Genomic DNA, 24,864 nt, shown 5'->3' with positions numbered 1-24,864 from the left:
CCCCCCGAGAGGGGGGCCGGGGCTCAGTCGTCGTACCGGGCGGGTCAGTTCCTCCTGCCGGTGATTCCACCGAAGAAGTTCGTGCCGCCGTTGTTCCCGTTGCCGCCCTGGTCGATGGCGACGAGGTTCACTGCGGTGCCCTTCGGGACCTGCTGGCCCTGGGGCGGGTTCGAGCCGACGACCGTGGCGTTGTCGTCCTGGGCGCCGGAGATCTGGCCGACCTGCAGGCCCGCGTCCTGCAGCATCTGCTTGACGTCCTTGAGCTTCTGGCCCTGGATGTTCGGAACCGTCGTCTGCTCGTTCTGGGCCTGCCTGCCGATCTGGATCGCGACCGTGGTGCCCTTCTTGACCGTGTCGTTCTTCGCCGGAGAGGTCTGGACGACCTTGCCGACCAGGTTCGGGTCGGCGGTGTCCACGTCGGTGCAGTCGCCCGGCGTCAGGTTGTTCGCCTGAATCTGCTGCTTGGCCTGGTCACAGGTCTGGCCCGTCACATCGGGCACGGTCGTCGTCTCCGCCGCCTTGGCGACCTCGAGGGTCACCGTCGAGCCCTTTTCCAGCTCGGTACCCGGGTCGGGGTTCTGGCTGAGGACCGTGCCGGCGGCCTGACTGGACTCCGTCTGCTTGGTCTTGACCTGGAAGCCCTTGCTCTCGAGCTGCTGCGTGGCCGTGTCTGCGTCCTTGCTGATCACGTTGGGCACCGCCACCTTGGGCGCGCCCGTGGAGACCACCAGGTCGATCTTGGAGTTCTTCTCGACCTCGGTGTTCGGCGTGGGGTCTTGGGTGCAGATGTTGCCCTTCTTCTGGTCCTCACAGGGTTTCTGCGAGAAGGACAGCTTCAGCTCGGCGTTGTTCGCCAGTTGCTGCGCATCGGCCTTGGTCTGGCCGACGAAGTTGGGCGTGGCCACCTTGTCGTTGCCCACGCCCCCGCCGCTGAACATCCACTTGCCGATGAGGATCGCGCCGATCAGAACCAGCACACCCGCGACGACCAGCAGGACCGTCGAGGTGTTCGACTTCTTCTGGCGGCGGCGGTCGGGGCGGTCCTCGTAGCCGAAGCCGCCGTCGTCCGGGTTCATAGGCGGCAGCATGGTCGTGGCGCCGCCGGCCGGGTCGGGGCGCAGGGCCGTCGTCGGCTGGTCGTTGGGATAGCCGCCGTAGCCGACCGCGCCCAGCGCGGCCGTCGCCGCGACCGGCTGGCCGTCGAGGCACGCCTCGATGTCCTGCCGCATCTCGTCGGCGCTCTGGTAGCGGTAGTCCGGGTCCTTGACCAGCGCCCGCAGCACGATCGCGTCCATCGCCGGCGTGATCTCCGGGTCGAACACGCTCGGCGGCTGGGGTTCCTCGCGGACGTGCTGGTAGGCGACGGCGACCGGGGAGTCGCCCACGAACGGCGGGCGGACGGTCAGCAGCTCGTAGAGCAGGCAACCCGTCGAATACAGGTCCGACCGGGAGTCGACCTGCTCGCCCTTCGCCTGCTCCGGCGAGAGGTACTGGGCCGTACCGATCACCGCGGCCGTCTGCGTCATCGTCATACCGGAGTCGCCCATGGCGCGGGCGATGCCGAAGTCCATCACCTTGACCTGGCCGTTGCGCGTCAGCATGACGTTCGCGGGCTTGATGTCGCGGTGGACGATGCCGTTGCGATGGGCGTACTCGAGGCCCTGGAGGATGCCGATGGTCATCTCCATGGCCCGCTCCGGCAGCAGCTTGCGGCCGCTGTGAAGAAGCTCACGCAGTGTGGACCCGTCGACGTACTCCATCACGATGTACGGGATCGAGACCCCGTCGATGTAGTCCTCGCCCGTGTCGTACACCGCGACGATCGCGGGATGGTTGAGCGAGGCGGCCGACTGGGCCTCCCGGCGGAACCGGGCCTGGAACGACGGATCGCGTGCGAGGTCCGCCCGCAGCGTCTTCACCGCCACGGTGCGGCCGAGCCTGGTGTCATGCGCGAGGTAGACCTCGGCCATGCCACCACGGCCGAGCACCTGGCCCAGCTCGTACCGGCCGCCGAGGCGACGCGGCTCTTCCATAGCTTCCTACCAGCCCTCTCCGTCGATCCCGACCACACCCGCGTGTGATCCGGCGGTGTGCTGTCCGGGCATACGGTACCCGGCTAGCTCTGCGTGACCTGGCCACATCCGCCACCCGATACAGGACCGGTATCGCAACGTGCACCGATGTGAAGGGAACGTGACGGGGGTCACTTCTTGCTGTTGATGACCGCCTCCATGACGTTCTTTGCGATGGGAGCGGCGAGGCCGCCACCGGAGATGTCGTCGCGGTTGGCCTTGTCGTCCTCCACGACCACGGCGACGGCCACCGGGGAGCTGCCGTCACTGAGCTTGGCGTACGAGATGAACCAGGCGTACGGCTTCTCGCTGTTGTTCAGACCGTGCTGGGCGGTACCGGTCTTACCGCCAACCGTGGCGCCCTGGATCTGCGCCCGGGTACCGGTGCCCTTCTGGACGACCGTCTCCATCATCGACTGAAGGATCTGGGCGTTCTTCTCGGACAGCGGCCGGCTCAGCTCCTGCGGCTGGGTCTGCACCAGGGTGTCGACGCCCGACGTCTCCAGCTTGTCGACCATGTACGGCTTCATCAGCTTGCCGTCGTTGGCGACCGCCGAGGCGACCATCGCCATCTGCAGCGGTGTCGCGGCCGTCTCGAACTGGCCGATCGAGCTGAGCGCGGTCTGCGGCGCGTCCATCTTCTCCGGGAAGTTGGAGGCGTTGGCGCGTACCGGCGTGAACTGCTCGGAGTCGAACCCGAACTTCTTCGCCTCCGCCAGCATCTTGTCCTTGCCGAGGTCCGCGCCGATCTTGCCGAAGACCGTGTTGCAGGAGAACTGCAGCGCGATCCGCATGGTCGCGTCCTTGCAGGGGATGTTCCCCTCGTTCTTCAGCTCGGTCCTGGTGTTCGGCAGGGTGAAGGGCAGCGGCGAGTTGGTCTTCTGGTCGGCGTCGGAGTACAGCCCGTTCTCCAGCGCGGCGGCCGCGGTGACCACCTTGAAGGTGGAGCCCGGCGGGTAGGTCTCGCGCAGCGCCCGGTTCAGCATCGGGTCGCTCGGGTTGTTCTTCTTCTGCAGTCCCGTCCAGGCCTTGGAGTCCACCGAGGTGGAGTTGCCCGCGAACGACGACGGGTCGTACGACGGGTAGGAGGCCAGCGCCAGGATCGCCCCGGTCTGCGGGTCGAGCGCCACCGCGGCGCCCTTGCCGCCGACGTTCTTGAGCCCGTCGAACGCGGCCTTCTGCGCGGCCCCGTTCAGCGTGGTGACGACGTTGCCGCCCTCCTGCTCCTTGCCCGTCAGCATGTTGAGCGTGTTGCGGAAGAACAGCCGGTCGTCGTCGCCGGTGAGGATGCCGTCCTCGATGGACTCCAGCTGTGTGGCGCCGAACGCCTGGGACGCGTAGCCGGTGACCGGCGCCCACATCGGGCCGTCCTTGTACGTCCGCTTGTACGCGAAGTCGTTGAGGCTGTCGGTGGACGTCTTCTTGGACCCGGTGATCGGGTTGCCGTCGACGATTATGTCGCCGCGGGGCTTGGAGTACCGGGCGATCAGGACACGGCGGTTGTCCGGGTTGGTGCGCAGGCTGTCGGCCTGGACGTACTGGAGCCAGTTGTCGCGGATGAGTAGCGCGAGGACGAGCAGCCCGCAGAAGATCGCGATCCGGCGCAGGGGCTTGTTCACGGGCGGACCACCTGGGTCATCTCGGCGTCGGGGTTCGGTGCGGGGGACGGTGCGGGACGGCGCGCGGTGTCGCTGATGCGGATGAGGATGCCGATCAGTGCCCAGTTGGCGATGACGGACGAACCGCCGTACGCGAGGAAGGGCATGGTCATACCGGTCAGCGGGATGAGGCCCATCACACCGCCGGCGACGACGAAGACCTGCAGCGCGAAGGCGCCGGACAGGCCCACGGCGAGCAGCTTGCCGAACGGGTCGCGGGCCGCGAGGGCGGTGCGGACGCCGCGCTCCACGATGAGGCCGTAGATCAGCAGGATCGCCATGATGCCCGCCAGCCCCAGCTCCTCGCCGAACGTGGCCAGGATGAAGTCGGAGTTCGCGGCGAAGCGGATCAGGTCGGAGTGGCCCTGGCCCAGGCCGCTGCCGAGGGTGCCGCCGGAGCCGAACGCCCACAGGGCCTGCATGGCCTGCTCGGAGTGGAGGATGCCGTCCTGGGTCCCGGCGCGGCTGAGCTGGTACTCGTGAAAGGGGTTGAGCCAGGCCTGCACACGCGTCTGGATGTGCGGTTCGAAGCTCGCGACGCCGACGGCGCCCACCGCGGACATCAGCAGACCGAAGACGATCCAGCTGGTCCGCTCGGTGGCGACGTACAGCATGATGATGAACATTCCGAAGAACAGCAGCGATGTGCCGAGGTCGGTCTCGAAGACCAGGATGAGGATCGAGATCGCCCAGACGACCAGGATCGGGCCGAGGTCACGGCCGCGCGGCAGGTAGAGCCCCATGAAACGGCGGCTGGCCAGGGCGAGCGCGTCCCGCTTCACCATCAGGTACCCGGCGAAGAAGACCGCCAGCACGATCTTGGCGAACTCACCGGGCTGGATGGTGAAGCTGCCCACCTGGATCCAGATCTTGGCGCCGTAGACGTTGGCACCGAGGCCCGGGACCAGCGGGAGCAGCAGCAGGACCAGCGCGGCGACCATGGAGATGTAGGTGTAGCGCTGCAGGACCCGGTGGTCCTTCAGGAAGACCAGTACGCCGACGAAGAGCGCGATGCCCATCGCCGTGTAGATCAGCTGGTTGGTCGCCTTGCCCCCGGCCACGTGGATCGACTGCAACAGCTTGGACTGGTCGAGCCGCCAGATGACGACCAGGCCGAGTCCGTTGAGCAGCGTGGCCAGCGGCAGCAGCAACGGGTCCGCGTACGGCGCGAACTTGCGGACGACGAGGTGGCCGACCCCGGCCAGCAGACCCAGGCCGATGCCGTAGCTGAGCAGTCCGGCGGACACCGAACCGTTGATGGCCAGGCCTACGTTGGCGTAGGCGAACACCGGGATGGCGACGGCGAAGATCAGCAGCGCCAGTTCGGTGTTGCGCCGGCTCGGCGCCCCGATCGAGCCGATCGTGGACGTGTGGTGGGTCGACGTGTTCGTACTGCTGCTCATGGTGTGACAGGGCCCCTCACGGCTTGCTTACTGCTTACCGCACAGTGAGACGACCTTCTGCTCTTCCTCCGAGAGGGTGGGGCCGGGTGTGGGTGTGGGTGCGGTTGGGGTCTTGGTCGCCGAGTCCGAGGGATTCGGCGTCGGCGTGGCCTTGGACGTCAGGGAGGTTGTCGTGGTTCCCGTGGTGTCCCCGCCCTTGCCGGCCTTGGCGCCGCTCGCACCGGCGGCCTGCTGGCGCTCGTTCTCCTTCTTGCACGCGGACGCCTGCACGGCCAGTTCGGACACCTTCGACTGGGCCGCCGGGAGACCGCCCTCGGCGATGGTCGCCTTGACCTGCTTCTGCTGGTACGGCGGCAGGTACTTGAGTTCGATCTCGGGGTGGTCCTTGTCCACCTTCGACAGCGACACCCACGCCAGGTCCTGGCTGATGCCGCGGTACAGCGCGACATGCTCGCCGTTGGCGCCGACGTAGTACTGCGTCTGCGTCCACTGGTAGGCGCCGTAGGACCCGCCGCCGAGGATGCCGAGCGCGAGGACCGTGTAGAAGGATCTCTTCAGCCACGTGCGGCCCTTGCGCGGCTTGACGAAGTCCTCGTCGGTGTAGTCGTCGAAGCTGCCCGCCGGGACGTAGCCGGTGGTGTCGCCGCTGCCGGGCGGCCCGAACTGGCCGCCGCCCTGCCCGGGCACCTGGCGGCCGAGGCCGGAGGCGCGGCCGGCGGGCGTCTGCATGATGCCGTTGTCGTGCAGATGATGCTGGTTCTCGGCGACCGCGCCCACCACGATCGGGGTGTCGGAGAGCTGCGCCGCGAGGGTGTCCCCGGTGTCCAGGTCGAGGACGTCGGCCACGATGACCGTGATGTTATCGGGGCCGCCGCCGCGCAGCGCGAGCTGGATCAGCTCCTGCACGGTCTCCTGGGGGCCCTGGTAGCTGGCGAGGGTCTCCTCCATCGTCTGGTGGGAGACCACCCCGGACAGCCCGTCGGAGCAGATCAGGTACCGGTCGCCGGCCCGCACCTCACGGACGGACAGGTCGGGCTCGACATGGTCGCCGCTGCCCAGCGCGCGCATCAGGAGGGAGCGCTGCGGGTGGGTGGTGGCCTCTTCCTCCGTGATGCGGCCCTCGTCGACGAGCCGCTGCACCCAGGTGTGGTCCTGGGTGATCTGCGTCAGGACGCCGTCCCGCAGCAGATACGCGCGCGAGTCGCCCACGTGGACGAGGCCGAGCCGCTGACCGGTCCACAGCAGGGCGGTGAGCGTCGTCCCCATGCCCTCGAGCTGCGGGTCCTCCTCCACCATGGCGCGCAGCTGGTCGTTGGCGCGCTGCACCGCCGCGCCGAGCGAGGTGAGGATGTCGGAGCCGGGGATGTCGTCGTCGAGCGCGACGATGGTGGAGATCACCTCGGAGGAGGCGACCTCACCGGCGGCCTGGCCGCCCATCCCGTCGGCGATCGCGAGCAGGCGCGGCCCGGCGTAGCCGGAGTCCTCGTTGCCCTCGCGGATCATGCCTTTGTGCGATCCGGCGGCGAAGCGCAGTGACAGACTCATGCGCACCTCGCCTGTCGGCTCCGGGTACATCCGCACGGTGCCCACCCTCCGGTCGGGAGCGCGCCGGGGCCCGTGGTGTGGGCCACCGCTGCGTGCTCGCTCCGCTCGCTCATTTTTCGTACTACTTCCGCAGCTCGATGACGGTCTTGCCGATGCGGATCGGCGCGCCCAGCGGAATCGGTGTGGGAGTCGTCAACCGGGCCCGGTCCAGATAGGTGCCGTTGGTGGACCCGAGGTCCTCGACGATCCACTGACCGTCCCGGTCGGGGTAGATCCTGGCGTGCCGACTGGAAGCGTAGTCGTCGTCCAGCACGATCGTGCTGTCGTGGGCGCGGCCGAGCGTGATCGTCTGGCCCTGCAGCGCGACTGTCGTACCGGTCAGGGAACCCTCGGAGACGACCAGTTTGGAGGGGGCACCACGGCGCTGCCGGCCGCCGCTGGGCTGCTGGCGCTGCGGCGGGGGCGCCGCCTGGCGGGCGGCCTGCTGGGGCCGTCCGCCGTCCCGGCGCGAGCCGCGCTGTGTGACACGCGTACCGAACAGGTCGCTGCGGATGACCTGCACGGCCACGATCACGAATAGCCACAGTACGGCCAGGAAACCCAGCCGCATGACCGTGAGGGTCAGCTCTGACATTGCCCCCGCTTCACCCTTCGGCTTGCCGGTAAATGATGGTGGTGCTGCCCACGACGATCCGCGAGCCGTCGCGGAGCGTAGCGCGGGTGGTGTGCTGCCCGTCCACCACGATGCCGTTGGTGGACCCGAGATCCTGGATCGTCGAGGGCGTTCCGGTCCGGATCTCACAGTGCCGGCGCGAGACGCCGGGGTCGTCGATCCGCACGTCGGCGTCGGTGCTGCGGCCCATCACGAGCGTCGCACGGGAGATCTGATGGCGGGCGCCGTTGATCTCGATCCAGTAGCGGGTGCGCCCGCCGGAGGCCGGGGCGGCAGCAGGACGCTGGCCCGCGGGCTGCGGGTAGCCGTATCCACCGGCGCGCCCGCCGGGCGGCGGCGCGGACGGCATCGGGGGCACTCCCGCGGGAGCCGCGGGCTGCGGGTAGCCGTACCCACCGGGGCCCTGCCGTCCGGCCGGGGCGGCCGCGGGCGCCTGCTGGTCCGTGGAGGAGGCGAGCGTACGGCTGCGCACCCGGTACAGACCGGTGTCGAGGTCGTCGGCCTTCTCCAGGTGGACCTTGATCGGGCCCATGAACGTGTACCGCTGCTGCTTGGCGTAGTCCCGCACCATGCCGGCGAGCTCGTCGCCGAGCTGGCCGGAGTAGGGGCTGAGGCGCTCGTAGTCCGGCGTGCTCAGCTCCACGATGAAGTCGTTGGGGACGACAGTCCGGTCGCGGTTCCAGATGGTCGCGTTGTTGTCGCACTCCCGCTGCAGCGCACCGGCGATCTCCACGGGCTGGACCTCGGACTTGAACACCTTGGCAAAGGTGCCGTTGACCAGACCTTCGAGACGTTGCTCGAACTTCTTCAGGACTCCCATGGGGCACCTCCTCCGTCGTTGCCGTCCTGCGTCCTGCTTACCTGGTACTGCTTACTGATCGTATCCACGCGCCGGAAAATCGGCTGGTTCCCCCTAACGGCCCTGTCGACGATGCCGACGCCTCGGGAGTTCCCGTGGGACGACCTCTTCGAACTAGTTCCGGACGTACTCCTTGCACGTACGGCGCGGAGTAGTCCTGGCATGGATCGTAGAGGTGGCTGTAGTCCAGTGTCCCGCACCTGACTGTGGACCCTGTCCCCTCCTGGATAGATGGGCGGGACCGGTACGAGGTTGATACGTGAACAGAGTCGCGTTGAGACGTTGTGGGACGCCGTGGGGGATATGGGCCGGCCGGCCCGGGAAAGGGACCGTCGGCCGCTTCCGGGAGTGCCGTCGGTCACGGAGGTGACGGCGGCCGTCCGGTGTCGCACGGCGGAGCGGTCGGGGACGGGGTGCGGGCCGCTCAGAGCGAAGGGCGGAGGGTGCGAGGTGGTAGCCGGTGGGCGCCGATGGGTTTGTGTCCACGCGGGGCCGTGCCGGGCCGGGCGGGCCATGGTGTCCGGTGCCAGGGGGCCTGCGGGAAAGGGATGTGAACCCACCCTCTCCAGCGTGCTAATGTTCTGGATGTCGGAAGGCGGCGGCACCGCAAGGAGCCAGGGACCGGAAGACACACCCAATGCGCGGGTGGCGGAATAGGCAGACGCGCTGGATTCAGGTTCCAGTGCCCGCAAGGGCGTGGGGGTTCAACTCCCCCCTCGCGCACCACGAGGTACCGACGAAACGGGTCTCAGTCAGTGGCAGAAGTCACGACGAGGCCTGTTTTTCGTTGTTCTGCTGGGTTCTGTCGAAAATGTGAGACATTGCACGGTTCGAGCCGAGACGCCGTCAAGACCCCGATATGTGAGGCATCTCACGGCGGGGTCCCTGCTTCTTTGTCCTGATGTTTGCACTTCGGCGGCCGGTCTGGTCAGCTCGATCTACGCCCCCGGGACCAGGTAGCCGGCTGGGGTCCAGGACCTCGGTTCTTCAGTCTTCCGGTGGTGACGGGTACGACGGCGTGGTCGTTCGATGTTCAGTGCCAGGGTGTCCAACCACTTCTTGATTTTGCGGCGGTTGGCGTGGGCCGGCTGGAAGGCGAGCAGGATCGTCTGTTCCGCGGATGCGGTGGGAACCCGCGGACTCGATTCCTTCGACCAGAGGGTTCTTGGCGTGGCCGTTGTAGCCCTCGACGCTGTTGCGGAGCCGGAAGTAGACCTTCTGCCATTCCGAGCCGCCGTATTCGAGGGCCTGCCAGTGCTTGGCGCCGGCTTCCGGGCTGATGGTGATCGTTCGCTGGCGGCACACCCTGAGGGGGCCGGCGGGGCTGGGCTTCGGGTCGACAAGGGGAGGTGGATGCCGCGGCCCGGGGTGTGCGGCTTGATGGGGCACTGGGCTTGCTTGCTTCGGCGGGGCACATCATCCGCTGGTAGCCGTCGCTGTCCGGGTTCTCCTTGGGCATGATGCGGTAGCTGCGGCGTGCCGCGATCCGTTTGATCCAGGTCTCCCGGTCGATGCGTTCCTGGGCGAGGTCGATGGGCGCGTTGATCAACAGCTCGGGTGGATCAAGACGTGTGCGACAGGTGCAACTCCGGCTGATCCGCTCACCAGATCATGTTCCTGAACGGCGTCGTACACCACCACTCGGGTTGACCGTGCGGAGTGGCGCGGCGCTGCCAACATGCGCCGGCACCCATGGTGATCACGTTCTGGCCGTCACCTGATGCATTCGCGTCACAAGTGAATCGTCCATGCCTGTGAAGTTCTTGTGCTTGATACCTCTGGGGGGACTCACGCCACATGGCGTGCCTGAAACAGGGGGTATCAATGAAGAGACGTCTGCTCTGGCGGGCGCGAATACGGACAGCTGCCGTGTTGCTCCCCGCCTTGCTGGCTTCGCTGACCACACCGCTTGAAGCAGCGCACGCGGACGGTGGCGATGCCGCGCGCATGGACAGCTACGTGCTGCCGCTGTATGCCAAGGCGCCTGACCTGACCGAGCTCCGGCAGCCCAATGGATTCAGCAAGCTGCAGCGACTGGCAGGCACGGAAGCCTCGCAACCGTTCTTGCCGCGCGAGACCGTCGGCCCTGCGAAGTCCTATGCCCCGCTGTCCGCCGAGGACTCGTCAACGCCCGCGGTTCCGACAGAAGACACCCTAGCCGCGGCTGCTGGCCCGGTGGTGAGCCTGCCGGAGCCGTCTCACTCCATGACGCCTGCCGAGTGCGTCCTCGGACTAGGGACCTCGAAGTTCTACGTCAAGTCACGCTTCGCCGTCTGCTCAGGCACCCAGATGAACCAGGTCTGGCTTGTGAACGGAGAACCAGTCGGAACGAGCAGCTTCGACGTGCTGGCGATCGGGACCATTCCCAAGAACAGCCGCACGGTCACGGTCACCTACTACTTCACGGACTTCACGGCGGCCGGTACCAACGATGCCCCAGACATGGGCATCACGACCAACGGGAAGATCGCACAGAGCTGGCCCGCCTCCGTCAAATACACCCAAGGCGGCGTGGCGATGCCGGCCACCAGGACATGGGCTCAGCTGCTGGAATCAGGAAGCTTCAAGCACATGGTCAGCGCCGCCGCGGGGCAGGGAAGCGCCGGAGCCCGCACCGACTCCGAATTCGCCGCCTATCAGCCCAGCGTCGAGATCAAAGCCCCGCCCGGGTGGGTCGTGACCAACCCCGGAGCGCACAACTTCTTCATGCTGCCGCCGCGCTGGGACAAAGCCGCCTACCTCCCCAGCAAGACCACCGGCGCCGCAGCCTTCAGCATCCTCCCCACGCTGCAGTACAGCACCGCAGCCAAGGCGCCGGAGCGGGGCGTGGCACTCCACATCCAGAAGGCCTTCACCAAGCCGTTCAGCACGGTGCCGCCCACTACGCGGAAAGACTTCCCAGGCCAGACCGCCGACGCCCCGCTCACACGGCTGTATTGGGACAGCGCCCGACGCAAGGACAACTACAACGTCTCGGTCTACAACTGCAAGAAGTACTTCGGCGCAGGCTACACACAGAACAACACCAAGGAGTGCGACGAATACCCCTTCCAAAGCACCTACGAGGGCGCCGCTCGCTGGAAGCACGACCACCTGGGAGAGCGCAACAACTTCAGCGTGATGCCGGTGAAGAAGGCGGAGAACGGCGCAGCCGGCATCCTGCTCGCGCAGTTCTACGACAATAACCGCATCCTTGACGGCCCGGACGACGGGTTCCTCGTCAGGATCGTCGCCTGAAGCGAAGCAGGCGGCACCCACTCGGCGGGCCTGGATCACACGGTAGTGATCCGGGCCCGCCGGCCTTTTACCCCTCAGGCCAGAACTGGGCGACGTAACGCTCCACTCCGTCCACAGCACCTTCCTCGGCCAACCCGGCAAGCTCTTCCCGCCCGGTACACACCACACGCACGGACCAGGCCCCCGGACCATCCGACAGCTGAATCTCGTCCAACATCGGGCCAGCGGTCATCGACCTCGCCTCAAGCTTTCCTGACGAGCAGACGATGCGCGCCGTGGCGATCTCCTCCCATGTTCCGGAAGGAACGGGAGGATCGGCATCCCACACCTCGACGGCCAGAGCAGCGGTGTGGGTGTGACCCGCACTCGTGAAGTCCAGGCGTCCCGGATGCGCGGCAAGAAAGACTCCGCGCTGGAAACCGTCGGGAAACTGGACCGGAACTTGTCGGTCGTCCCAATCCTGCAGCGCAAAGCCCCCGTGATCGACTTCCACCGGATACTCCTGCCGGCTAACCAGCTCAGCCACATGGCCTCCTCATACGCTGCGCCAGGACGTCGCACCCAGCATGGCCGATCACGCGGCTGGCCGTACGGGAGAAGCTGATCTCGCGCCGGCCCGGCATTGTGCCGTCCATGGTGTTCCGCTGCGACGCGTAGGGCTGGCCGCTCGATCAACTTCCGTACCCCGATCAACACCTCCTTGAGGCGCTTCACCTGGCGGGACCGTCCCCCTGGCGGACGCCGGGAGCGCCACCACCTTGTGGCGACTCTGCTCCTGACCCTCCTGGCCGGCATGTACGGCTGCTCAAGGCTCTTGGGCACGATGCCTTCGACACCGACCGTCCCCGGGGACCGGGCAGTGCACGGCATCCGAGATCGGCTTCCAGACACAGACGTGAACCGGGCGCCACTGTTCGCCAGTCTGCGGAGGGGCCACCGTAGCTGACCACCAGGGCCTCCACCGTTGCGTGGGCGACGTGCTCACGCACGTCGCCCACGACGCCACTGCATCAGGCGTTCGGCGCGGCCGTGGTGGACGTGACCGAACTCGACATGACTCCTACCGTCGGTACCCGGGACGGCGCGCCGCTCGGGTTTCTGGAGACGTACGACTGGGGCGAACTCCATTGGGACTACGAGCCTGAAAGGGACGGGCACGGCACCGCGATCGGCTTCCACGTCTACCGCTGGGACCGGGAGGCCGGGGCCTACGCCAGGCTCACCGGCACACCTCTGACGCCGGACACGTCGTGGTACACGGACGCCACCGCACCACGGGACTCCACGCTTTACTACCGGGTCACGGCCGTGTATGAGGACGGAACGGAGTCGGCGCCCATCGGCGACTACACGCTCACCTGATTCCGAAGGCCCTGTCGTCAAATTCCCGCCTGCCGACAACGCCTGGCATGGCACTTCGCTGCGTCGTCGAATCGTCCGAGTAGCCCATTACGAGGACGACTTCCGCCTTGCGATGCACCGCACCAGACGCCGCGGGCGCCCGCCCTGCGGGCGACCGGCGCCAATGTGATGACAGGGCCTTGGAGTGCGATCTTGGCGGTCCACATGGCGTGATCTGCTGTGGGAGATGATCTCGGTGGCGGCAGGAAGCGATCTTCACGGGCGCGATGTCAACCGCTGATCAGGACGTTTCATCGGTGCCCTGTAAATAGTTGATCAAGGGACGGTGGGGTCCTTCGAGGCGGTGTTAGCGTCCGGGTGCTCTGCGGTCCCGTAGCGCAGCAGCGGGGGGAAAGGCCGCGTGCGTGGGGAGACGCATGCCGCCCTGGCAATCGCCGTGTGCGCAACCTGGCCCCCGGGCGCTGCCCCCGCGAGAGCGCAGGCATTCGACACTGACGTACGGGCACGGCCCGGAAGGAAGACACCTGTGAATCGAACCGCGCACCAGCGCGGCAGGCTCGCGCTGCTGCTGGCCGGCGCGATCGTGGCAGCGTTTCCGGCGGCAGCGGCCGCCGACGAGACCCCGATCGACCAGGCACTGCCGGCGCCTACATTGCCGGCCGGAGCGGACTGCGGCAGCGACAGCAGCCCGACCTGGCGGACCGTGTCCAGTCCACCTCCCACGGGGATGACCGTCTCCATCGGCGTACCGCGGCCCACGGTCAACGGGGTGACGTACCAGGGAATCGTCCACATGTGGGACGTGGACGGTTCGCAGGCGGCCGACGGGTCCGTCTCCGGGCTGCCCGGGCCCGTCCAGTCCGTGTACGTCCCGCTGCCCCTGGCGGACGGGCACACTTACGGCTGGCACGCGTCGACGTACGACGGGACGGCGTACTCGACCCCGACCGAGCCCTGCTACTTCAGGGTGGACGGGAGCGCGCCCCTCACCCCGGTCGTCACCAACCCGGACTTCCCTCCGGTGGGCAGCCCGGGAACGCCCACGAAGGCTGCCGGGCAGCCCACCACGTTCAGCTTCAGCTCCACCAGCGATCCCCTGCCCAGCGGGTGCGCCGAGGCGGGGGCCCCGGACTGCCAGGCCAGCGGCTTGGACCACTTCGAGTACGCCCTGGACCAGGAACCGGGCATCGGTGCCGCCCGGGTTCCCGCCGACGCGGAGGGCAACGGCAGTCTGACGACCGCCCTGTCCTGGGGAGCGCACACCCTTTACGTCGTCGGGGTCGATGTGGCCGGGAACCGGACGCAGAACGCGGCTGCGTACACGTTCACGGTTCCGGGGCAGCTCCCACCCCCGAGTCAGCCCATCCTTGACCTCACCGCCCCGGTGACATCCGGCCGGACGGCCCAACTCACCGTCTCCGGGCAGCTGTCGGCGGCTCCGTACTCATCCGGTGAGGCCGTTCACGTGGTCAAGAGCGACCTGGCCCATCCCGCCGGTGTGGCGCTGCCCGATGCGCTGTTGTCCGCCGACGGCACGTTCCACATTGCCGATGTCCCGCAGGTCGGTGGAGCCAACACCTACACCGTGACCTACGCGGGTGACTCCACCCATCAGACCGTCAGCGCGTCCGCGACCGTCCAGGTCTCCCGCAGTGCCACTGCGGTGTCCATCAAGACCGACGCTCCGTCGTACGCCTACGGCGCGACCGCAAAGGTCACCGCCCACCTCGGCACCACCTATAACGGCCGTACCCTCGCCATCTACGCACAGCCTTACGGCGGCAAGAAGGCGCTGATCGAGACCGGCACGGTGAACAGCCACGGCGACCTGGTCACGACCTACAAACTCACCCGCAGGACCACCTTCACCGCGGCTTTCGCCGGTGACTACCGTTTCGCCCCGGTCACAGCCGCCACGACCGCGTCGGCCTACGCCAAGGTGTCCGAGTCGCTCAGCGGCTACTACGGGAGCACCCACTACGCCAGCCTCCTCTACCGGGTCTACCACCACACCGCCGAGGCCAAGCTGAACGCCACGGTCACGCCCAACAAGGCCGGCCAGTGCGTGCAATTCCAGATCCAGCGGTACTACGGCGGTGCCTGGCACACACAGAGCACCTCCTCCTGCCGCAAGCTCAGCACCTCGAGCACCGGCTACGCGACGCTGAGCCTCACCAAGGCGGTCAACAGCAAGTTCCGTATGCGGGCCGAGTACGTCCACAGCAGCAAAGACACCGGCAACCTCAACACTTGGGGTGCATGGCAGTACTTCACCGTCAGGCAGTGAGGCACGCGGTCCACTGCGATAGCCGCCGACCGTAGACCGCTCCCATGGCGGCGTGGACGCGCAGGTATCGGGGCACGCTCCGATCTGGACTGGGGGAAACGATCTTTGATGAGGGTGGCGCGGCCCCTGATCAGCGCATTTCGTCGGGTGCCTCACCACGAAGTACCGATAAAGCGGGTCTCAGCCAGTGGCGGCAGTCACGGCGGGGCCCGTTTTTCGTCCTTCTGGTCGAAGATCTGAGACGTCGCACGGCGGGGCCCTGCTCGTTGACCAGCGCTGCCACCCCATGACGGTTTCAGGGCTTGGCGGCAGCAACCAAGGAAAGCGAACGCATCCGCTCGTTCAGGTCGTAGACGGGGGTCGACAGCATCAGTTCGTCTGCCCCGGTTTGTGACGCCACGGCCGACAGCCGTCGACGCGCCTCTTCAGGGGTCCCGTACGCCTGAGCAGCACGCATCCGTCCGAGCCGCTCCTCCAGCGCCGGGTTCAGCGTCTCTGTCGCGGCCTTCGCCGGAGACAGCAGCGGCGCCTCGGCTCCACGGCCCTCCACGGCCGCAGCCATGGCGAGCATCGCCGGTCGACCGAGACGGTCGACCTCGGCATGGGTCGGCGCGCAGAGGGTCTCCACACTCACCAGCACCCGAGGGCGCTCACACCACCGCGAAGCCCGGAACTGCTCCCGGTAACGCCCCAGCGCCTCAAGCGTGTTGTCCGGTCGAATGTGATGTGCGAAGGCGAGCGGCAATCCGAGCTCGGAACCGCCGACGCTCGATGACAGGAGCCACGGCTCGGGAAACGCGTCGGCCCCCGGCAGCACTCGCCGGGCATCCGCATCGGCCAGATACTCCAGCAGTTCGACGAGGCCGGCACGGTACTCGTCGTCGGTCGCCCGATCGGCTCCGCGGCGCAGGGCACGGATGGTGTCGAGGTCGTTCGTGCCCGGACCGCGGCCGATGCCCAGGTCGATGCGACCGGGGTGGAGCGCTGCCAGCGTGGTGAACTGCTCGGCGACGGCGAGCGGAGCGTGGTTCGTCAGCAGGACCCCACCCGAGCCGACCCTGACCCCGGAGGTCGAGGCCGCGAGATGGGACGACAGCACAGCGGGCGCGACGCTGCCGACAGACCGATACCTGTGGTGCTCGGCCACCCAGACCCTGCGAAAGCCGAGTTCACTGGCCCGTCGCGCGGTCGAGACCACCGCGGCCAGGGCGTCGCGGGCTCCGGCGCCCTCTTCTGTCAACGCCAGGTCGAGGACGGACAGCGGCGGCAGAAGTCCGGCTGCCGACGGCGGTTCCCCGGCCCTCCGCACCGAACGAACCTCACCCGGTTGGTGCTGACTGATGTCCACGAGCGCTCCTGATCCTTGAACGATGTGGTGATGCCGGTACGTCAGTCGCATCGGGCAACTGGCGGGCGTCCGTCTCACGGGCCGGCTCAAGCGGGCGGGGCAGTTCTGAACAGCCGCGACTTGTTCTTCTTCTTTCCTTTGCTCCGGCCGTCGCTGATGCCCGGCTCAGGGACGGTGCGACGAGCCGTCCGCGAGCGGGACGGGCGATGCGTGGTGAGACTGGGAGGACGGGAAGGAGGCAGGAATGAGCCCGGTGGCGCTTTGTGTCCGCTTCACGCTGCGCGAGGGTGCAGGAGAAGCGTTTGACAACCTGGTCCGGGAGACCGCTGCGGCGATCCGTGCGCACGAGCCCGGCACGCTGGTGTACGTGTGCAACGAAGTCGAGGGCGCGGCGAACCAGCGCGTCTTCTTCGAGCTCTACGCCGACCACGACGCCTTCGAGGAGCATGGGCGTCAGCCGTACGTCCGTCACCTCCTGTCGGAGTGCGAGAAGTACGCGGAAAGAACCGAGATCGACCGCCTTCGGCCCTACGCCGGCAAACACCCTGCCGGGTCCGAATAGCGGCTCTCGCCAGAGCCGGGCTGTTGGCAGTTCTTGCCGGAGCCGGAGCCGGAGCCGGAGCCGGAGCCGGAGTCGGGCGTCGTCCGCGGGGTGCCGCCGAACCCCGTACGCCGGAGGCGGTTCACGGTGCGGGCGGCGCGGTCTGACAGCCCGCGTGCCTCGGGCCTGCGCGTCAGGCGGCGGGCGCCGAATCATGTGACTGCCGTTGCTTGAGCCGGTCGGCGACCGTGGTCAGAAGCTCGTCGGACAAGGCTGGGTCGGCTACCGCCCTGGCCATGAGCATGGCGCCGACCAGGGCGCTGAGGGTGAGCATCGCCTCGGCCCGCGCCTCTTCGGAACCGTCGTCAAGGCCGGCGATGAGGTCCAGGTACGTTGCGGACCTGCCTTTCGTAGGCCTCTTTGAGGCCTTGGTCACCGCGCCCGGCGGCGGCGCCGAGCGTGACCAGGGCGCATCCGGTGCCGGGCGCGTCGCGGTGCTGCTTGGCGAGGTAGGAGTCGATGAGGCCGGTCCGTGGTGCCTGCTCGTTCGTCCGCGCGGCCCGCTCCATCTTCGCCGAGCCCTCCTTCAGGGCCAGGGCCGCGGCCTGCGTGATCAGGTCGTCACGCGAGGTGAAGTGCTTGTAGAACCCGCCGTGGGTCAGGCCCGCCTCCTTCATCAGGTCCGCGACGCCCGGGCGCGTGAGGCCCTCCTCACGGATGCGTCGGGCGGTGGCCTGCAGGACGCGCTCACGCGACGCGGCTCTGGCTGCCTGGGAGTGGCCCATGTCATGACCTCCCGGTATCTGTCTCTTGACTCGGCAATCTGGATGACATTCATCATACAGATGTGATTCGTGCTGCTCCGCGCCCGGTCCGCCACGGCGGCCTCTGCTGCGGGAAGTGATCCGCCCCCTGGCCCCCTGCCTCGAGTCCGAGGCGTCATTTGACTCTCAGGATGATGATGGTAATCCTGAATCTAGATGTCCTTCATCATCCAGTTTTGGGAGGAACCATGTCCGAGACCTACGACCCCCGCCGGACGGCGGTTCTGCTGGTCGACCCCTTCAATGACTTCATCTCCGAGGGCGGCAAGGTCTGGCCGCATCTGGAGCCCGTGGCCAAAGCGGTCGGTCTGCTGGACCATCTGCGCTCCGTGATCGCCTCGGCCCGGGAAGCCGGTGTGCGCGTGGTGTTCGTCCCGCACCGCCGCTGGGAGCCGGGGGACTACGACTCCTGGGACCACCCGAACCCCTCACAGCGCAAGATCCAGCAGATGCACCACTTCGCCAGGGGCTCCTGGGGCGGGGAGTTCCACCCCGACTTCCAGCCGCAGCGGGGCGAGGTCGTCGCCCAGGAGCACTGGGGATCGAGCGGGTTCGCCAACACCGACCTGGACATGCAGCTCAAGCAGCACGGCATCACCCACGTGGCGATCGTGGGCCTGCTGGCCAACACCTGCATCGAGGCCACCGCGCGTTTCGCCATGGAACTCGGCTACTACGTCACGCTGGTCCGTGACGCCACCGCGGCCCTCCGCCCCGAGATGATGCACGCCGCTCACAAACTGAACGGCCCCACCTACGCCCACGCCATCGTCACCACTGACGAGCTCACCACCGCGTTCGAGGAGGCTCGGGCATGACATTGACCGGAGACCTGCTGATCGGAGCGGCCCAGGTGCCTGCCACCGCGGGCACGATGAAGGCGCTCAACCCCGCCACCGGGGAGTACTTGGAGCCCGAGTTCGCCTTCGGCGGCGTGGCCGAGGTCGACCGGGCCCTGCGCCTGGCCGACGAAGCCTTCGACAGCTACAGCCACACCGGTCTGGCCGAGCGGGCCGCGTTCCTCGACCTCGTCGCGGACAAGCTCGAGGCGGTCAAGGACGAACTCGCCGCACGTACCTCGCTGGAGACCGGACTGCCCGCCGCCCAGTTCGAGGGGGAGACCCTGAGGACCGCGGCGAACTTCCGCAAGTTCGCCACCGTTGTGCGTCAGGGCCGGTTCCTCCAGGCGGCCGTCGACCCCGCCCAGCCGAGTCGGCAGCCCGCACCGCGCTTGGACCACCGGTTGCAGAAGGTAGCCCTCGGACCCGTCGTGATCTTCGGCGCGAGCAACTTCCCGATCTCGTACTCGGTCGCGGGCGGCGACACCGCCTCGGCCCTGGCCGCCGGCTGCCCCGTCGTCCTCAAGGCGCACAACGCCCACCCCGGTTCCTCCGAGATCCAGGGCCGCGCCATCCAGCAGGCCGTCGCCGAGGCGGGACTGCACGAAGGCGTCTTCTCGCTGATCCGGGGCGCCGGCAACGAGATCGGCGAGGCCCTGGTGGACCACCCGCTGGTCCGGGCGGTCACCTTCACCGGGTCCGAGGGCGGCGGCATGGCCCTGTATCGCCGGGCCCAGCAGCGTCCCGACCCCATCCCGGTGTTCACCGAGATGACCAGCGTCAATCCGACCTTCGTCCTGCCCGCCGCTCTCGCGGCCCGCGGCGCGGAGATCGGCGCCGGCCTTGCCCAGCGCGCGCAGTACAACGTCGGGCAGGCCTGCCTGAAGCCGGCCGTCCTCCTCGCCGTCGACGGGCCGGGCTTCGCGGAACTGCGCGACGCGGCAAGGGCCGAGGTGGAGAAGGCCGCCGCGCGGACCATGCTCACGCCCGGCATCCACGACGCCTACACGGGCAACGTACGGCGGATGCAGGACAGCGGCGCCATCCGGATCGGCGCGGGACAGGCTCCGATCCACGCATGGGACGGCCAGTCCCTGCTCTACGAGGTCACCGGTGAACAGCTGCTGTCCCAACCGGCCCTCCGTGAGGAGGTCTTCGGCCCCTCCGTCCTGCTGGTCCGGCTGACCGGCCTGGAGCAACTGCAGGAAGCCGCCCGCGTCTTCAGGGGGCAGCTGTCGGCCACCGTCCACGCCGAAGTGAGCGACCATGCCGTTGCCGTTCAGCTCCTGCCGATCCTGGAACGCCGCACCGGCCGCATCGTGTTCAACGCTTTCTCCATCCCGCAGGAGGCGACCTCTGCCTCTGTCTACACAGGCCCGTTCCCGGCCACCTCCGACAGTCGCTTCACCTCCGTCGGGATGAGCGCGATCGAGCGGTTCCTGCGTCCGGTCACCTACCAGAACTTCCCCGACGAGCTGCTGCCCGAGCCGCTGCGCGAGGCCAACCCACTGCACCTGTGGCGCCTCGTCGACGGCGAACTCACCCGCGACTGACGTCCTTCGTCTCCGCCTCACAGGGGCCCCTTCGCCTCACGGCGCCCCTGTTCTTCCCCCTGACCCCGGCGCGTACCTCGCTACGGACAGCCGCGCGCAAAGGAGCTGAATGACGAACCCATGGATGAAAGCCGCACATCAATGACAACCAACGGCCAAGCGGCGGCAAGCCGCGAACACGCGGCCTGCGAAGACGTACGCAAGAAACTGCTGGGCGCGTGGGAACTCGTGTCGTACACCGCGACAGACGCGGACGGCCAGGTCATCGACCCCCTCGGCCCTCAGCCGCACGGGCTGATCGTCTACACACCCGAGGGTTACATGTCCGCCCAGCAGTGCCGCAGTGATCGCCCGGGCCTGGGATCCGATCGTCTCGAGGAAGCCACGGCGGATGAACTGGCCCTGGCAGCGATGACCTACGTCGCCTACGGTGGCCCCTTCACCGTCGTCGATCCGACGACCGTCGAGCACCAGGTCACCACCGGCCTCTTCCCGAACTGGGTCGGACGGCCCCAAATCAGAAGAGTCGGCTTCGAAGGCGAGTTCCTGAAGCTGAGCCTTGCCACCCCTACCCGTCTGTGGGGCGCGGACCGCACAGCCGAACTCACGTGGCGGAGAGTGAGCTGACCCAGGTAGCGGCGTCCCTCACGGCGAGGCCGTCTTGTCCGCCCAGCGGGGGCTGCACTCGACGAGGCCGGCCCCCAGGCCACCGTGCAGGGGCGGTGTCCAGCCCGTGGGTTGTCCGGCGCGGTTCGTCACCGGTAGCAGATCGTCATATTACTGTGGGTGACTCCTGTCGGGAGGAGCTGGCATGGGCGCCCATGTGGAGGCGGGGGGCGAGCCGGACCGGGTGCTGCGGATCGCCGTGGTGCTGCTCGTGACCGCTTCCGGCGCGGTGGAGGCCATCTCGTTCACCGCCCTGGACCGGGTCTTCGCCGGTGTCATGACGAGCAACCTGGCGCTGCTCGGGATGGCGATCGGTGAGTCGCGCAGCGCAGGTGTGAATGCGGCACTGCTGGCCTTGGTGGGCTTCGGCGTGGGTGCCGTGCTGGCCGCCTGGGTCACCCGGGGCGCCACGGGTATCGCCACCCACTGGCCGCCGCGCGTGATGGTCTGCCTGGTCGGTGAGGCGGTTCTGCTCGCTGTCGGCGCGGGGGTCTGGGCCGCGGTCGGTGGCGCGCCGAGCATCATGGTGCGGCACGTGCTGCAGTGCGGCGCCGCCCTGACGATGGGCGTACAGGCCGCGGCCATGGTGGCGGCCGGGCGGGCGGCCGCTCCCACCACCTATCTGACCGGCACGCTCGCCACCTACATCGTGCGCGGCGTCGGCAGCGCCTCGACGCCCCCCAACCGGTGGGTCCCCCTCCGGCTCTTGGGTCTGATCGTGGGCGCGGCGGCCACCATGGCGCTGCGGCGGACCGCACCGGAATGGGCCGGCGTCCTCCCCTTCGTACTCGTCACCGCAGCGGCCCTCATCGCCCGCGGGCCCCTGGTCCGGGCCCGTCGCGGGGCCTGAATCGCGAGGTGGCCTGCTGTGGCCGAACAGGGCGCTCAGGCCGTACCGGTGGCGATGGCGCGCCTGGTGGACTCCCGCAGAACCTCGATGCTGTGGGCCAGGGCCTTGTGCTCCTCGGGTGTCATCGCGGGCTCGTGCATCTGCTGGACACCGCCCGCACCCAGCACGCTGGACAGGGACAGGGTGACGTCGTGGCGGGAGGAGCGGGCGGCGACCGGCAGCACCGCGCGTTCGTCGCGCAGGACCGCCTCGAGGAGCCGGGCGGAGACGGCTCCGATGCCGTACTGGCTGGCCCCCGTACCTTCGATGATGGTGATATTGGCGTACCGGATGTCGTTCTCGACCTCCTTGCGTACCTCCTCCAGGGGTCTGCCGGTCTCCGCGAGCAGATCGGTGACGGGGATGCCGCCGACCGTCGCCGAGGACCACAGCAGCACCTCCGAGGTGCCGTGCTCGCCCACCACCAGGGCCTGCACATCGCGTGGCCGGACCTTGAGCCGGTCGGCGAGCTGGACACGGAACCGCAGACTGTCGATCAGCGTGCCCGTGGAGAACACCCGGTCGTGTCCGGCCAGTTGCAGGGTGAGGTCCGCCAGCGGATCGGGCGGATCGGTGACCACCATCAGCACCGCCTGCGGCGCGACGGCGACGACCTTCGGGACGATGTCCGCGTACACCTTGGCGTTGGTCTCCAGCAGCCGCAGCCGGCCCTGGGGGTCGGAGCGGTCGGTGGCACCGCCGGCCTTCTCGTTCACCCCCGCGGTGATCACGACGACGGCGGCGTCCGCCAGGTCGTCGTAGCCTCCGCAGCGCACATCGACCGTGGGGGACAGCGGTGCGGCGTACCCGCATGTCGGCGGCGACTCCGGCCGCCCCGTGCGCTGTGCCGGTCGATCACCACGATCTCCCGGCAGGTGCCGCCGCGTTCGACCAGCGACAGCACGGTGGCGGATCCGACCGCGCCCACGCCGATGACTCCGGCCTTCACCGCGCCACCTCTCCTTCCGGGTGGCCCGGCGGCGGTGACGGCGGCTCAAGGGCCACGACCGCCTCGCTCGTGTAGGCGAGGAAGGTGAGCGTCTCCTGGAAGTACAACTGCACGGTGCTGTCGTCGTGCGACAGGTACCCGATCGACAGGTCCTGGCCGATGCGCAGTTCGAAGTCGCCGCCCCGGGTGGACACGAGAAAGGCCCCGTCGATGGCGGGCGCCCACACGATGTCGCCGTCCAGGAGCCTGGCGATGTGGTTGATGACCGGGTAGCCGTAATCGGCGGTCTCACTGACGGCGGTGTACGCCTCGGCGCTCAGCGCCAGGGTGTAAGAGCCGCCCACGCCCGCCAGCCGCAGCGCGCTGATGGCCTGGCTGACGGCGTCGGGGTAGGCGCGCACCTCAGCGGGCAGGGTCAGGACCGGGTTGGAGGAGCTCGCGCGCAGACCGGCGATGCCGGCGGAGGCGTAGCCTTCGAACACGGCCCGGTCCTCGGCGTACGCGATCCGCCGGGCGGCGTCCTTCACCGGTTGCCAGTCGGCGTCCTTGGCTCCGCGTGCGACGTCGTCGACCTGCTGCCGGTCGACGGTGAACGGAACACGGAGTTCCACGACGGGCTGGTACAGGCGGGTACGGGCCAGGACCCCCTCGGCGGGGGCATCGACGGTCTGCAGATGACCGGTTCCCACGCCGGACAGTTCCAGGCCTTCGGGCTCGGGCACGTCGACGATCCGGCGGGCCGCCACATGGCGCCTGAACGTACGCCGCGCCTCCTCCTCCAGGTCCGCCCAGGCGACGGCGGAGATGGGCGCCAGTTCGCGGTGAAGGTTGTTCATCGGCGTCAACTGCCCTTCAGGTCACCGATCCCGAGGGAATCGTCCGGAGCCGCCAGGTGCGCGAGGGGCATCGCGCCGGTCGTAGTACGGGTGCCATCGGCATCGGCGTCGGCTGCCGGAGGGGCTTCGAGTTCGGCCTCGAGTTCGGTCTCGGTTCCGGCTGCGGAAGCGCTCGCATCGGGTGGGTCGGGAAGGTCGTCGAGGAAATCGCTGGTGGGCACGTGGAACAGCGATCCGGTGACCGGGGTGGAGAAGTCCAGGATCCGGTCGTGGGACGCGGGGGGCGCGCCGAGGAACATGCGCTCCAGCATGGTCTCCGTCACCGCTGGGGTGCGGGCATAGCCGATGAAGTAGGTGCCGAACTCGCCCTTGCCGACGGCGCCGAAGGGCATGTTGTCCCGCAGGATCTCGTGTTTCGTACCGTCCGGGTCCTCGAGCGTGGTGAGCGCGACATGCGAGTCGGCCGGTTTGATCTCGTCGTCCAGTTCGATGTCGGACAGCTTCCGGCGTCCGATCACCATCTCCTGCGCCTCCACCGGGAGGGCGTTCCACGCCTGGAGATCGTGGATGTACTTCTGCACGATCACGTAGCTTCCGCCCGTGAAGGGGGGATCCTCGTCGCCGACCAGGACGGCCGCGCTCGTGGCCGGCCCCACCGGGTTCTCCGTCCCGTCGACGAAGCCGAGCAGGTCCCGTACGTCGAAGTACTTGAAACCATGCACCTCGTCGCGCATCGTCACGGCGCCACGGAGGCGCTCCATGATCTCCGCGGCCAGCGCGAAGCACAGATCCGGTCGTGCGGCCCGGATGTGGAAGAGCAGGTCACCGGGCGTGGACACGGCGCGGTGCAGAGGTCCGGCCAGTTCGCGGAAGGGGTGCAGCTCCGCCGGGCGCGGACCCGAGAACAGACGGTCCCACGCATCGGATCCGATACCCGTGACACAACTCAGCCTCCCCTCGGCCGTGGCACGGAAGCCGACGGTGCGTTGCAGGCCGTTCATGTCGGACAGCAGCGAGCGGACGACCGGCTCACCGCCGCGATCGACGGTCATCACGAGGAAGATGGCGGCAGCCGTCAACGGGGAGAGCACCGACTGGGGGACCGGCTCCTCGGAGCGTTCGGCCACGAGCCACACCCCTTTCCCGAGGCACGAGGGAAGGCGGGCGTCCACGCCCTTTGAGCCGCCGCCACGCCCCGGGGGCTGCGTACCGGTCCGGCTGCTCACGGTGTGCCGGGCGGTGCGGCGGTGACGGGAAACGTTCTCTCACCATAGGGCGGCCCCAACGGGTCTGCCACCGAGGCCCATGACGGAGCGTGAGCAC

Annotated in this window: 21 protein-coding genes and 1 tRNA gene; 9 read left to right on the top strand and 13 right to left on the bottom strand. The window is 68.4% G+C overall.

The window, feature by feature from the left end; genetic code table 11:
* Positions 1-44: 44 nt before the first annotated feature.
* From pknB to ACQEXA_RS28495, 6 genes are all read right to left on the bottom strand, one after another.
* Entirely contained in the window at positions 45-2,033 is a 1,989-nt protein-coding gene (pknB, locus tag ACQEXA_RS28520) for a Stk1 family PASTA domain-containing Ser/Thr kinase (protein ID WP_432930172.1), read from the bottom strand.
* A gap of 170 nt (positions 2,034-2,203) precedes the next feature.
* Positions 2,204-3,691, bottom strand: a complete 1,488-nt coding sequence (locus ACQEXA_RS28515; RefSeq protein WP_432930174.1) for a peptidoglycan D,D-transpeptidase FtsI family protein — start codon at positions 3,689-3,691, stop codon at positions 2,204-2,206.
* Entirely contained in the window at positions 3,688-5,133 is a 1,446-nt protein-coding gene (locus tag ACQEXA_RS28510; RefSeq protein WP_432930176.1) for an FtsW/RodA/SpoVE family cell cycle protein, read from the bottom strand. Before ACQEXA_RS28510 ends, ACQEXA_RS28515 begins: the two co-directional genes overlap by 4 nt.
* A 27-nt stretch (positions 5,134-5,160) precedes the next feature.
* The gene (locus tag ACQEXA_RS28505; RefSeq protein ID WP_433131471.1) at positions 5,161-6,678 is read right to left on the bottom strand and encodes a Stp1/IreP family PP2C-type Ser/Thr phosphatase; all 1,518 of its coding nucleotides are present in this window, start codon (positions 6,676-6,678) and stop codon (positions 5,161-5,163) included.
* A 121-nt stretch (positions 6,679-6,799) separates the two neighbouring features.
* Positions 6,800-7,312: an FHA domain-containing protein FhaB/FipA gene (locus tag ACQEXA_RS28500; RefSeq protein ID WP_432930180.1), complete on the bottom strand. Its 513-nt coding sequence runs from the start codon at positions 7,310-7,312 to the stop codon at positions 6,800-6,802.
* A gap of 10 nt (positions 7,313-7,322) precedes the next feature.
* Positions 7,323-8,171 carry an FhaA domain-containing protein gene (locus ACQEXA_RS28495; protein ID WP_432930182.1) on the bottom strand — a complete coding sequence of 283 codons (849 nt, stop codon included), beginning with the start codon at positions 8,169-8,171 and terminating at the stop codon, positions 7,323-7,325.
* Positions 8,172-8,849: 678 nt separating this feature from the next.
* Here ACQEXA_RS28495 and ACQEXA_RS28490 point away from each other — a divergent pair.
* Together ACQEXA_RS28490 and ACQEXA_RS28485 are read left to right on the top strand one after the other, a co-directional pair.
* Positions 8,850-8,936: transfer RNA gene (locus tag ACQEXA_RS28490), tRNA-Leu, on the top strand.
* Positions 8,937-10,079: 1,143 nt separating this feature from the next.
* Positions 10,080-11,447, top strand: coding sequence for a NucA/NucB deoxyribonuclease domain-containing protein (locus tag ACQEXA_RS28485; RefSeq protein WP_433131469.1), 1,368 nt, complete (start codon positions 10,080-10,082; stop codon positions 11,445-11,447).
* Positions 11,448-11,514: 67 nt separating this feature from the next.
* On the opposite strand, the gene ACQEXA_RS28480 is transcribed toward ACQEXA_RS28485, so the two are convergent.
* On the bottom strand, positions 11,515-11,973 hold the full coding sequence (locus ACQEXA_RS28480; protein ID WP_432930188.1) for a hypothetical protein: 459 nt from the start codon (positions 11,971-11,973) through the stop codon (positions 11,515-11,517).
* A gap of 527 nt (positions 11,974-12,500) precedes the next feature.
* Between ACQEXA_RS28480 and ACQEXA_RS28475 the strand changes: the two genes are divergently transcribed.
* Both ACQEXA_RS28475 and ACQEXA_RS28470 read left to right on the top strand, forming a co-directional pair.
* Positions 12,501-12,809 carry a hypothetical protein gene (locus ACQEXA_RS28475; RefSeq protein ID WP_432930190.1) on the top strand — a complete coding sequence of 103 codons (309 nt, stop codon included), beginning with the start codon at positions 12,501-12,503 and terminating at the stop codon, positions 12,807-12,809.
* A gap of 526 nt (positions 12,810-13,335) precedes the next feature.
* Positions 13,336-15,096: a hypothetical protein gene (locus ACQEXA_RS28470; RefSeq protein WP_432930192.1), complete on the top strand. Its 1,761-nt coding sequence runs from the start codon at positions 13,336-13,338 to the stop codon at positions 15,094-15,096.
* A gap of 295 nt (positions 15,097-15,391) precedes the next feature.
* Here ACQEXA_RS28470 and ACQEXA_RS28465 read toward each other — a convergent pair whose 3' ends face one another.
* The gene (locus tag ACQEXA_RS28465) at positions 15,392-16,444 is read right to left on the bottom strand and encodes an LLM class flavin-dependent oxidoreductase (protein ID WP_433131467.1); all 1,053 of its coding nucleotides are present in this window, start codon (positions 16,442-16,444) and stop codon (positions 15,392-15,394) included.
* A gap of 244 nt (positions 16,445-16,688) precedes the next feature.
* Between ACQEXA_RS28465 and ACQEXA_RS28460 the strand changes: the two genes are divergently transcribed.
* Complete coding sequence (locus ACQEXA_RS28460; RefSeq protein ID WP_359390393.1) at positions 16,689-17,006, top strand: putative quinol monooxygenase; 318 nt, start codon at positions 16,689-16,691, stop codon at positions 17,004-17,006.
* A 172-nt stretch (positions 17,007-17,178) separates the two neighbouring features.
* On the opposite strand, the gene ACQEXA_RS28455 is transcribed toward ACQEXA_RS28460, so the two are convergent.
* Both ACQEXA_RS28455 and ACQEXA_RS28450 read right to left on the bottom strand, forming a co-directional pair.
* The gene (locus tag ACQEXA_RS28455) at positions 17,179-17,319 is read right to left on the bottom strand and encodes a hypothetical protein (RefSeq protein ID WP_432930198.1); all 141 of its coding nucleotides are present in this window, start codon (positions 17,317-17,319) and stop codon (positions 17,179-17,181) included.
* 31 nt (positions 17,320-17,350) lie between these two features.
* Entirely contained in the window at positions 17,351-17,770 is a 420-nt protein-coding gene (locus ACQEXA_RS28450; RefSeq protein WP_432930200.1) for a TetR/AcrR family transcriptional regulator, read from the bottom strand.
* Positions 17,771-17,997: 227 nt separating this feature from the next.
* On the opposite strand from ACQEXA_RS28450, the gene ACQEXA_RS28445 reads away from it, so the two are divergent.
* The 4 genes from ACQEXA_RS28445 (at position 17,998) to ACQEXA_RS28430 (ending at position 21,717) form a co-directional block, all read left to right on the top strand.
* The gene (locus ACQEXA_RS28445) at positions 17,998-18,627 is read left to right on the top strand and encodes an isochorismatase family cysteine hydrolase (protein WP_432930202.1); all 630 of its coding nucleotides are present in this window, start codon (positions 17,998-18,000) and stop codon (positions 18,625-18,627) included.
* Positions 18,624-20,201 carry an aldehyde dehydrogenase (NADP(+)) gene (locus ACQEXA_RS28440; RefSeq protein WP_433131465.1) on the top strand — a complete coding sequence of 526 codons (1,578 nt, stop codon included), beginning with the start codon at positions 18,624-18,626 and terminating at the stop codon, positions 20,199-20,201. The genes ACQEXA_RS28445 and ACQEXA_RS28440 overlap by 4 nt, the downstream gene beginning before the upstream one ends.
* A gap of 141 nt (positions 20,202-20,342) precedes the next feature.
* On the top strand, positions 20,343-20,828 hold the full coding sequence (locus ACQEXA_RS28435) for a lipocalin-like domain-containing protein (RefSeq protein WP_433131463.1): 486 nt from the start codon (positions 20,343-20,345) through the stop codon (positions 20,826-20,828).
* Positions 20,829-21,012: 184 nt separating this feature from the next.
* The gene (locus ACQEXA_RS28430; protein ID WP_360991083.1) at positions 21,013-21,717 is read left to right on the top strand and encodes a YoaK family protein; all 705 of its coding nucleotides are present in this window, start codon (positions 21,013-21,015) and stop codon (positions 21,715-21,717) included.
* A gap of 35 nt (positions 21,718-21,752) precedes the next feature.
* Here the strand turns inward: ACQEXA_RS28430 and ACQEXA_RS28425 are convergent, their stop codons facing one another.
* The 3 genes from ACQEXA_RS28425 to ACQEXA_RS28415 all read right to left on the bottom strand — a co-directional run bounded on the left by ACQEXA_RS28425 (position 21,753) and on the right by ACQEXA_RS28415 (position 24,668).
* Complete coding sequence (locus ACQEXA_RS28425; RefSeq protein WP_432930208.1) at positions 21,753-22,532, bottom strand: lactate/malate family dehydrogenase; 780 nt, start codon at positions 22,530-22,532, stop codon at positions 21,753-21,755.
* A 169-nt stretch (positions 22,533-22,701) separates the two neighbouring features.
* On the bottom strand, positions 22,702-23,541 hold the full coding sequence (locus ACQEXA_RS28420) for a family 1 encapsulin nanocompartment shell protein (protein ID WP_432930210.1): 840 nt from the start codon (positions 23,539-23,541) through the stop codon (positions 22,702-22,704).
* A gap of 5 nt (positions 23,542-23,546) precedes the next feature.
* Complete coding sequence (locus tag ACQEXA_RS28415) at positions 23,547-24,668, bottom strand: Dyp-type peroxidase (protein WP_433131461.1); 1,122 nt, start codon at positions 24,666-24,668, stop codon at positions 23,547-23,549.
* Positions 24,669-24,864: the final 196 nt, after the last annotated feature.

The organism is Streptomyces sp. CA-106110 (genome assembly GCF_050936285.1).
In the GTDB taxonomy this organism is placed as follows: Bacteria; Actinomycetota; Actinomycetes; order Streptomycetales; family Streptomycetaceae; genus Streptomyces.
The sequence above is the reverse complement of the archived record's forward strand: the minus strand, read 5'-3'. Positions and strand labels throughout refer to the sequence as shown.